This is a genomic window from Streptomyces sp. UF-297 (genome assembly GCF_058245575.1).
Genome location: NZ_JBSIBZ010000163.1, coordinates 1 through 9,459, shown reverse-complemented (window position 1 = coordinate 9,459; position 9,459 = coordinate 1). Strand labels below are relative to the sequence as shown.

The following is a 9,459-nucleotide window of genomic DNA, read 5'->3' as shown; positions in this document are numbered from 1 at the left end:
GCTCATCACCGCGGCGGCGGGCCGCTGTCGGTGCTGCTGAGGGGCGCGGGGCCGAGTCGCTGTGCGGCTCCGCCGCGGGGGCGCGACCAGCCACCGCCGGTCCGCAGCTGGCCGACCACACCCCCAGCGAAGCGCTCGGCGTCCGTCAGGCCGTCGGCGGGACCGGCTCGGAGGCCGTGTTGCCGGGGGTGCCCCCGCCCGGGGTCGTCCCGACCGGGGTGCTGGGCGCCGGACCGCTGGCCGTGGTCGTCGGCGTCTGCGGCGGGGACGGCGCCGGATCGGTGGGCTTGGGGTCCGTGGGCTTGGGATCGGTCGGCTTCGGGTCCGTGGGCTTGGGGTCCGTGGGCTTGGGATCGGTGGGCTTGGGGTCCGTGGGCTTGGGATCGGTCGGCTTCGGGTCCGTCGGCTTGGGGTCCGTCGGCTTGGGGTCCGTCGGCTTCGGGCCGGTGGTCGGCGTGGTGGGGCCGCCCGTCGGGCCCTTGGTCGGCGCCCCGCTCGTCGGATCGGTGGCCTTGCCCGTACCCGTACTGCCCGGGGTGTGGGGCCCGACCGAGGCGGCGCCCGCGCCGGAGCCCGGCTGCCGGGAGGACCCCGCCGCGGGCTGGTCGGCGTCCATCCGGCCGCCGTCCTCGCCCTTCTGCGCGGACCGCTCGGTGGTGACCTTGTCCGAGGTGGGGCCGTCGCCGCCGGAGGTGGCGCCCAGCGTCACGACCGTGCCCAGCGCGGCCACCAGCAGCGCGCCCGCGCCCGCCGCCACCAGATTGCGCCGGGCGCCGCTGAGCACCGGACGCTTGATGCCCGGCGCCGCGGTCCTCGCGCCGCCGCCGGCCGCGGCCTTGTGCGTGATGACCGTCGGCGCGGTGTCGTCGACGGCGGGCACCGGCGCCGCCGCCGAGGCCACCCCGCCGGGCGGCGAGGCGGACTCCTCCGTCAGCGCGTCCGGCACTTCCTCGCCGGCCGCCGCCGCGGTGGGATGCGTGGGCGGGTACGTACCGGAGCGGTCCGCCACCAGCGCCAGCGCACGCCGCCCGGCGACCGCGCCCCGCCGGTCCGAGAGCACCCCGCGCAGCCCTATGGACGCCTCCAGCTCGGCCCGCGCCCGCTCCAGATTGCCGCTGCACAGCGCCAGCACGCCCAACTCGTGGTGGAAATACGCCTCTTCGGCGACCTCCCCCGCGATCCGCGCGGCCTCGGCGCCGTGCCGCAGGCTGCGCTCCCAGGCGCTCCAGTGCAGCGCGGCGGCGAAGGCGGGCGCTGCCGTGCGGGCCAGCAGCACGGCCGCCGCGGGGTGTCCGCCGGCCCGGCTCCCGGTGAGCTTGGCCATCGCCGCGAGCACCGCGTCCGCCTCGACGGCGGCCCGCTCGGACGTGACCGAGGGGTGCCCGGCCCACCAGGCGTAGTGCCGGGCGGCGGTGTGCGCCCGCTCGATGGCGCCGTCGCCGTACCCGGCCGCCTCCAACTGGTCCTGCACACCGGACGCCAGGCGGTAGTGCCGCCCGGCGGTGGTGACCAGCCCGCAGCCCAGCAGCTCGCCGAGCGCGGCGTCCGCGTGGGTGTCCTGGGCCAGCGCGGGCAGATGCGCCTGGTGCGGCACCTCGCCGCCCAGCGCGATCGCGAAGCGCAGGGTCTCGCGGGCGGCGCCGCTCAGCCGGGAGGCCAGCAGCGGCGCGGGCGAGGCGGCGTCCGCGATGGAGGGCAGCGGTACGTCAGCGCCGTCACCGGAGCCCGAGGGTGCCTCGTAGGGGCGCATCGCATACGTGCCGTACGCGTCGAACGCGGCGGGGTCGGCGCGCAGCTCATCGCGCTGCCGCAGCAGCGCTCCGGCCTGCACGAACCGCAGCGGCAGCCCCTCCGACTCGAACCACAGGTCAGCGGCCCAGGCCGCCTCGTCCTCGCCCAGCGCCCGGCCGGCGATCCGCTCCAGCAGCTCCAGGCAGGCCGTGCGCCCGATCCCGCCGAGGAAGACCTCTTCGAGGTGGGAGTCGGGCGAGGGGGCCGCGACATCGGGGGTCGCGGAGAGCAGGAAGGCGCACTCCGGCGTCGCGCCCAGCAGCTCCTCCAGCGCGCCGCCGCCGAACTCCAGGTCGTCCAGGACGACGATGGCGCCGATCTCGCCGAGCATGCGCAGCAGTTCGCCGCGGTCGGGGCGGTACAGCGGGGCGCGGTGCACGGCCCCCAGCAGCTCGTACATCACGTCGACGGGCGTGCGGTGGTAGCCGGAGAGGCGCACCACGCCGTCGGGCGCGAGGTCGGCGCAGGCGATGGCGACCGCGTCCAGCAGCCGGCTGCGGCCCGACCCGGAGGGTCCCGTGACGCGTACGGACCGGCCGCGGGCCAGCAGCCGCACCAGGCGGTCGGTCTCCTCCCGCCGCTCCAGCAGGGGTATGTCGTGGCCCGCGAAGCCGGGGGTGGCGGGCGGGGCCGCGGCGCGCGCGAGGTCGGCGCGCTCCTCGGGCCCGTGCTTCTCCGGAGGGGAGGGCTGCTCCCCCGGCGGGCACGGCTCGATCTCGCTGCCGTCCACCGGATTGACGGTGAGGAGGTACTCGCCCGAGACGAGCTGCACGGTGCGCGCGAGGCCGCCGGCGGCGGCCGGAGAGCCGCCGAACGCGGGCGGTTGCGGCGCGCCGGAACCGGCCTGCTCGCCGCGCTCCTGCGGACCGCGGCTGTTGTTCGGGTCCATGGTCGATGCCCCCCAGAAGCTTTGGCGTACGGACAAGGTCTCCCGGCCTTTCCGCACTCCCCCTGCCGTCGCGTCTGGTCCGGTCCCACCGTGGTCTGTTGGTACCCGGCGGGAACCGAACCCTAGACCTTGGGACAGTATCTACGAATCAGCGGGGTCCGGTCCTGCCCGGAACGTCACAGTGTTGTGAGGATACTTCGCGTATGCGGCATTGATCTTGCCGCCTTCAACTGTGGCTCCGTCCACGGCCGTCCGGAGCCGTGCACGGCGCTGTACCTCTGGGGTACCTCGCTCGCGCCCCTCATACACGCGGCAGTGACTCCGCCTCGATGCCGCCCTCGATGGCGAGGATGCGGTGCAGCCGGGTGGCCACCAAAAGGCGCTGCATCTGGGGCGGCACTCCCCTCAGGACGAGCCGGCGGTTGGCCCGTCCCGCCCGGCGGTGCGCCCCCATGATCACGCCAAGTCCCGTGGCGTCCCACGAATCCAGCTCGGTCAGGTCCAGCACGAGGTCGCCGCGACCGGAGTCGACGGCGGTGTGCAGGGCCGTACGGGCGTCCGCCGCGCTACGGACGTCGAGGCGGCCCCCGACGACCAGCTCGGCGTGGTCGCCCCTGATGTGCATATGCGCTCCTCACGGTGATGTGATCGCGTCCGTTACGTCTACAGAACTGACTGCCTCTCGTACGGCGAAGTTGCCGCCTGTAAGCGAACCGATACCGAAACCACCCCATGGGGTGACGCCGACGGACCCGGCGTTTGACCGCCGGGCCCCTGACGCGGTATCAGCGCTCAGTGCTGGTAGAAGCCCTGCCCGCTCTTGCGGCCGATGTCACCCGCGTCGACCATGCGCCGCATGATCTCCGGCGGGGCGAACTTCTCGTCCTGCGACTCGGCGTAGATGTTGTCGGTGGCGTGCATGAGGATGTCCACGCCCGTCAGGTCGGCGGTGGCCAGCGGGCCCATGGCGTGGCCGAAGCCCAGCTTGCAGGCGATGTCGATGTCCTCGGCGCTGGCCACGCCCGACTCGTACAGCTTCGCCGCCTCGACCACCAGCGCGGTGATCAGGCGGGTGGTGACAAAGCCCGCGACGTCGCGGTTGACGACGATGCAGGTCTTGCCGACCGATTCGGCGAACTCCCGTGCGGTGGCGAGGGTTTCGTCGCTGGTCTTGTACCCGCGCACCAGCTCGCAAAGCTGCATCATCGGCACGGGCGAGAAGAAGTGCGTGCCCACCACGCGGTCCGGGCGGCTCGTGGCCGCCGCGATCTTGGTGATCGGGATGGCGGAGGTGTTGGAGGCGAGCACCGCCTCCTCCTTGGCGATCTTGTCCAGGTTCTGGAAGATCTCCCGCTTGACCTCGATCTTCTCGAAGACGGCCTCGACGACGACGTCCGCGTCGGCGACCGCTTCGAGGTCGGTGGTGGTGGTGATACGGGCCAGCGCCTTCTCGGCCGCGGGGGCCTCCAGCTTGCCCTTGGAGACGAACTTCGCGTACGAGGCCTCGATGCCGCTCCTGCCGCGCGCCAGCGCCTCGTCCGTCACATCGCGCAGCACCACGTCCCAGCCCGCCTGGGCCGATACCTGCGCGATGCCCGACCCCATGAGGCCGGCTCCGATGACGGCGAGCTTCCTTGCCACTGCTGTCCCCTAACACCCTGTGCACTTAACGGCTCTCGGTGTGACGTTAGCGCCCGGGGACGATCCTTTGGGGGCATAGAGATGCGCGTCACGCCCGCCCGTCGCCCGACCGCCACCCCTCGACGAGGCCCTTCGGGCCAAAGCGCTCGTTTTCCATGACGGACATCACACCGGCCCCCGTCATCCGGCCTCCCGCACCGCGTAGTTGAGGACCTTTTCGCTCAGCAGGTCCTCCATCTCGTCCAGCAGCCCCAGCGCCTCGCGCGAGACGACCGCGGCCTTGCGGCCGGTCATCATCTCGTGGGCGATGGCGGTCATCAGGGTCTGGTGCACCCAGTTGATCTGGCCGGCCATCAGGGCGGGCAGCGGGTCCTTCCGAGCGGCGCCGGTCTCCTGGCGGAGGATGGCCTCCAGGTGGTCGTACTGCTCCCGCTGGAGGTGCCACATGCGCGCCTGGAGGGTGGACGAGGAGTGCACGACCTTCATGAAGGCCTCGAATCCCTCGATCAGCCCGACCTTGGGCGAGACGCTCTCCACCTCCTCGCGCAGCCCGCGCAGCACGGCGGCGGCGGCCGACTCCCCCACGTCGCGGGCCCGTACGAACCGCGACAGCCGCTCGACCAGTTCGGGCCCGCGGTCCAGGAAGAGGTCCTCCTTGGCCGGGAAGTAGTTGTAGACGGTGTTGACCGACACATCGGCGGCCTCGGCGATCTCCGCGATGGTCACGGCGTCGAAGCCGCGCTCCAGGAACAGACCGGTGGCCGTGTCGGAGATGTACTGCCGGGTCTGCCGCTTCTTGCGCTCCCTGAGTCCCTCTGCCATGCCCTCATCGTAGGCGTTCTTGGCCTGCATGAAATTTTGGAGGCATTGCAAAATTTCAGTCCCTCTGTTTTTCTGGTCGGCATGACGAGTGTCATCACCACCACCGGCCTGGCCCGGACCTTCACCACCAAGCACGGCCCCGTCGAGGCCGTACGCGGCATCGACCTCACCGTCGGGCGCGGCGAGATCCTCGGCTTCCTGGGCCCCAACGGCGCGGGCAAGACCACGACCCTGCGCATGCTCACCACGCTGCTGGCCCCCACCGCGGGCAGCGCCACCGTCGCCGGCTGCGACCTGGCGACCGACCCCGCGGGCGTACGGCGCGAGTGCGGCTACGTGGCCCAGTCCGGCGGCGTGGACCCGGCCGTTTCCGTACGCGAGGAACTGGTCACCCAGGGGCGGCTGTACCGCCTGTCCAAGGCCCAAGCGGCCGCCCGCGCCGAGGAGTTGGCGCGCGACCTGGGGCTGAGCGAACTGCTGGACCGCCCGTGCGCGGCACTGTCCGGCGGGCAGCGCCGGCGCCTGGACCTCGCGCTGGGGCTGGTCCACCGCCCCGAGGTGCTCTTCCTGGACGAGCCGACCACCGGGCTGGACCCGGGCAGCCGGGCCGCCCTGTGGGACCTGGTGCGCGCGCTGCGCGCCGAGCACGGCACCACCGTCGTGCTGACCACCCACTACCTGGACGAGGCGGACGCGCTCGCCGACCGCCTGGTGGTCATCGACCACGGCGCGGTGGCCGCCGAGGGGACGCCCACCGCCCTCAAGGAGCGCTACGCCGGATCGGCCGGCGCCTCGCTGCAGGACGCCTTCCTCGCCCTCACCGGGCGCGGCGCCGCGGCCCCGTCCGACCCCGCCCCCGTAGCCGTCTAGGAGCCCGCCCCATGTCCGTCTTCCTGTCCGACACCGCGCTGGTCTTCGGGCGCTACGCCCGCCAGACGCTGCGCTCCCGTGTCCAGATGCTGTTCGGTCTGGTGATGCCGCTGCTGTACCTGTTCTTCTTCGGGCCGCTGCTGACCGGCCTGCCGATCGCCCCGCACGGCAGCTCCTGGCAGGTGCTGGTGCCGGGACTGCTGCTGCAACTCGCCCTGTTCGGCGCCTCGTTCAGCGGGTTCGCCATCGTCGTGGAGAAGCAGCAGGGGGTGGTGGAGCGCATGCGGGTCACGCCGGTGAGCCGCGGGGCGCTGCTGATGGGGCGGGTGCTGCGGGACGTGCTGCTGCTGGTGTGCCAGTCGGGGCTGCTGGTGCTGGCGGCCCTGGTGCTGGGGCTGCGCGCGCCGCTGGGCGGCGTCCTGACCGGCTTCGCCTTCGTCGCCGTACTGGCCCTGTCGCTGGCCTCGCTCTCCTACGCGCTGGGGATGAAGGCGAGCGCCCCGCACGAGTTCGGCCCGGTCGTCAACGCCGTCACCATGCCGGCGATGCTGCTGTCCGGACTGATCCTGCCGATGGCACTGGGGCCGCAATGGCTGGACGTGGTCTCGCACTTCATGCCGCTGCGCTACCTCGTGGACGCGGTGCGTGCCGCCTTCGTCGGCGACTACGGCGCCGCCGCGCTGCTGTACGGCGCCCTGGCCGCGGCCGCGCTCGCGGCGGTGTCCGTGACCATCGGCACACGGGCCTTCGCCAGGGCCGCCGCGTAGTCTCGGCCCTATGGTCAATCTGACGCGCATCTACACCCGCACCGGGGACAAGGGCACCACCGCGCTTGGCGACATGAGCCGCACCGCCAAGACCGACTCGCGGATCTCGGCGTACGCGGACGCCAACGAGGCCAATGCGGCGATCGGCGTGGCCATCGCGCTCGGCTCGCTCCCCGAGGAGGTCACCGCCGTCCTCGTACGGGTCCAGAACGACCTCTTCGACGTCGGCGCCGACCTGTGCACCCCGGTCGTGGAGAACCCCGAGTTCCCCCCGCTGCGGGTCGAACAGGCCTACATCGACAAGCTGGAGGCGGACTGCGACCGCTTCCTGGAGGACCTGGAGAAGCTGCGCAGCTTCATCCTGCCGGGCGGCACGGCGGGTGCCGCGCTGCTGCACCAGGCGTGCACGGTCGTACGCCGCGCCGAGCGCTCCACCTGGGCGGCCCTGGAGGAGTTCGCCGACTCCATGAACCCGCTCACCGCCACCTACCTCAACCGCCTCTCCGACCTCCTGTTCATCCTGGCGCGCACGGCCAACAAGGAGGTCGGAGACGTCCTCTGGGTGCCCGGCGGGGAGCGCTGAGCCACGCCCAGGCCCCGGCTGGGTGCCCGGCGGGGAACGCCGAGCACCGCGCCGGTCACCTCTTGGTCAGGGAGCGGGGCCGCTCTTCACCGGCGGCCGCCGCTTCCACGGCCGGTGCCTTCTTGGGCCAGATCGTGTAGCTCAGGGCGATCAGGGCATGGATGCCGACGAGCTTGATCGCGCCCGACTGCCAGCCGCCGAGCGTGCTGGTGTCCCCGTCGTCCCCCACGTACCAGGTCGCGAGCTGGAGCAGCCCGATGGCGACGGCCGCCATCACGACCGTCCGGAACCACATCTTCCACTCGTGCCGGCTGCGCGCGGCGCCGTGGAGCCTGACCGGCTTCGGCCCGCCCGCGAAGCGGTACGCGAAGTGCGAGTCCACCCACTTGATCGTGTAGTGGCCGTAGGCGACGGTGAAGCCGATGTAGACGGCGGCCAGACCGTGCTTCCAGTCGGCGCCGGCACCGTTCTTCAGATCGATCGCGGTGACGATCAGCAGCAGCAGTTCCAGCAGCGGTTCGAGCAGCAGCACCGCCGCGCCGGTACGCGGCATCCGGGCCAGATAGCGCAGGCTCAGCCCGCCGGCCAGCAGGACCCAGAAGCCGACCTCGCAGACGACGATCAGCGTGACGATCACGGTGTTGCTCCTCTCGTTCCCCCGACCCCTCCAATCTCCCCTCCTCTTGGCGCCCCCGCCTCGTCGCCTGCGACGATTCGCCGCTACATCGAAGGATGCAGCGGGAGATCGCCCGGTACGCGGACGCGGCTGGCTCCGGCGCCGTGTTTGATGGAGGGGTGACCGCGAGACCCTTCGCCGCCCCAGGCCGCCCCCACCGCCACGATGTGCTCATCGCCGTCACGGGGCTGGTCGGCGGGCTGATCCTGTGGTCCCTGAACGTGTACTCCAGCGGGCCGCCCACCCGCGATCACCCGCTGCTGCCGCTGATCCCGCTGGTGGCGATGGCGGCCCTGGAACTGCTGCGGCGCACCGCCCAGCCCTGGTTGCTGCTGCCCGCCGCCCTCGCGCTCGCCGGCGATGTGGTCACCGGCTCGCTGCTGGCCACGCCCCTGATGTTCACCGATGTCATCTACGCGGCCCTGGTGTACGGCAAGCCGCGGCTGACCCGGCCGGTCGTCCCGGTCTGCATGGTCCTCACCGTCGCCGTCACCATCGCCCTGCTGGCCGTGTGGCACAAGCCCGAGGCCCTGCTCGTCGGCGCCGTCTTCGGGCTGGTCACCATCGCCCCCGCCTCCACGGGTTTGATCGTCCGTCAGCACCGCGACAGCGCGCTGGCCGCCCAGATGCGGGCCCAGCAGACCGCGCTGCTGGCGGAGATGGACCGCAGCCAGGCGGTGGTCGCCGAGCGCGCCCGGATGGCGCGCGAGCTGCACGACATGGTGGCCAACCACCTCTCCGCCATCGCGATCCACTCCACCGCCGCGCAGTCGATCAACGACCCGGCGGCCACCCAGGAGGCGCTGGGCGTCATCCGCGAGAACAGCGTGCAGGGGCTGGCCGAAATGCGCCGCCTGATCGGCCTGTTGCGGGACGCGACCGGCGCCGACGAGCCGGCCGCCGCGCCCACCCTGGACGCGCTGGACGCCCTGGTCGCCCAGGCCGCCACCAACGGCGCCGCCAGCGGCCTGGCTTTCACGCTCCGGGACGAGCGCTCGGCCGGGCTGCGCCCGCCGGCCCCGGTCGAGCTGGCCGCGTACCGCATCGTCCAGGAGTCGCTGACCAACGCCCTCAAGCACGCGGCGCCCGGCGAGGTCACCGTGCGCGTCGCGGGCCCGCCCCAGGGGCCGCTCACCGTCACGGTCCTCAGCCCCTTCGGCGACCGGCCCGGCCCGCGCGCGCCCGGTTCCGGCGCGGGCCTGGTGGGGATGCGCGAGCGGGTCGCGCTGCTGGGCGGGGAGTTCGAGGCGGGCGGGGTGACCGACGCCGACGGGGGCAAGATCTGGCGAGTACGGGCCGAACTGCCCGTCGAGGAAGGAGAACGGCGCGCATGAGCGAGCCCGGCGAGCGAATCATCGAAAGGTGCGCGCGGTGCGAAGGCGAGCCCGCCGACCGTAGGGAGGCTGGCGCATGAGCGAGC

9 protein-coding genes are annotated in these 9,459 nt (G+C 72.8%); 4 read left to right on the top strand and 5 right to left on the bottom strand.

Features of this window, described 5'->3' with window-relative positions; genetic code table 11:
* Nucleotides 1-145 precede the first annotated feature (145 nt).
* The 4 genes from AC4IJH_RS42550 to AC4IJH_RS42535 form a co-directional block, all read right to left on the bottom strand.
* Entirely contained in the window at nt 146-2,680 is a 2,535-nt protein-coding gene (locus tag AC4IJH_RS42550; RefSeq protein WP_490857415.1) for an ATP-binding protein, read from the bottom strand.
* 301 nt (nt 2,681-2,981) lie between these two features.
* Complete coding sequence (locus AC4IJH_RS42545; RefSeq protein ID WP_490857414.1) at nt 2,982-3,305, bottom strand: STAS domain-containing protein; 324 nt, start codon at nt 3,303-3,305, stop codon at nt 2,982-2,984.
* A 167-nt stretch (nt 3,306-3,472) separates the two neighbouring features.
* Entirely contained in the window at nt 3,473-4,321 is an 849-nt protein-coding gene (locus AC4IJH_RS42540) for a 3-hydroxyacyl-CoA dehydrogenase family protein (protein ID WP_490857413.1), read from the bottom strand.
* 180 nt (nt 4,322-4,501) lie between these two features.
* The gene (locus tag AC4IJH_RS42535; protein ID WP_490857412.1) at nt 4,502-5,143 is read right to left on the bottom strand and encodes a TetR/AcrR family transcriptional regulator; all 642 of its coding nucleotides are present in this window, start codon (nt 5,141-5,143) and stop codon (nt 4,502-4,504) included.
* Between the two features lie 81 nt (nt 5,144-5,224).
* On the opposite strand from AC4IJH_RS42535, the gene AC4IJH_RS42530 reads away from it, so the two are divergent.
* The 3 genes from AC4IJH_RS42530 to AC4IJH_RS42520 are packed head-to-tail and all read left to right on the top strand — an operon-like array spanning nt 5,225 to nt 7,363.
* A complete protein-coding gene (locus tag AC4IJH_RS42530) occupies nt 5,225-6,013 on the top strand; it encodes an ABC transporter ATP-binding protein (protein WP_490857411.1) in 789 nt (262 codons plus the stop codon).
* An 11-nt stretch (nt 6,014-6,024) separates the two neighbouring features.
* Nucleotides 6,025-6,780 (top strand): ABC transporter permease, encoded by a 756-nt coding sequence (locus AC4IJH_RS42525; protein WP_490857410.1) that lies wholly within the window; start codon nt 6,025-6,027, stop codon nt 6,778-6,780.
* 10 nt (nt 6,781-6,790) lie between these two features.
* Complete coding sequence (locus AC4IJH_RS42520) at nt 6,791-7,363, top strand: cob(I)yrinic acid a,c-diamide adenosyltransferase (RefSeq protein ID WP_490857409.1); 573 nt, start codon at nt 6,791-6,793, stop codon at nt 7,361-7,363.
* Between the two features lie 55 nt (nt 7,364-7,418).
* Here the strand turns inward: AC4IJH_RS42520 and AC4IJH_RS42515 are convergent, their stop codons facing one another.
* Nucleotides 7,419-8,000 carry a hypothetical protein gene (locus tag AC4IJH_RS42515; RefSeq protein ID WP_490857408.1) on the bottom strand — a complete coding sequence of 194 codons (582 nt, stop codon included), beginning with the start codon at nt 7,998-8,000 and terminating at the stop codon, nt 7,419-7,421.
* 158 nt (nt 8,001-8,158) lie between these two features.
* Between AC4IJH_RS42515 and AC4IJH_RS42510 the strand changes: the two genes are divergently transcribed.
* Nucleotides 8,159-9,373, top strand: a complete 1,215-nt coding sequence (locus AC4IJH_RS42510) for a sensor histidine kinase (protein ID WP_490857407.1) — start codon at nt 8,159-8,161, stop codon at nt 9,371-9,373.
* The last annotated feature ends 86 nt before the right edge of the window (nt 9,374-9,459 follow it).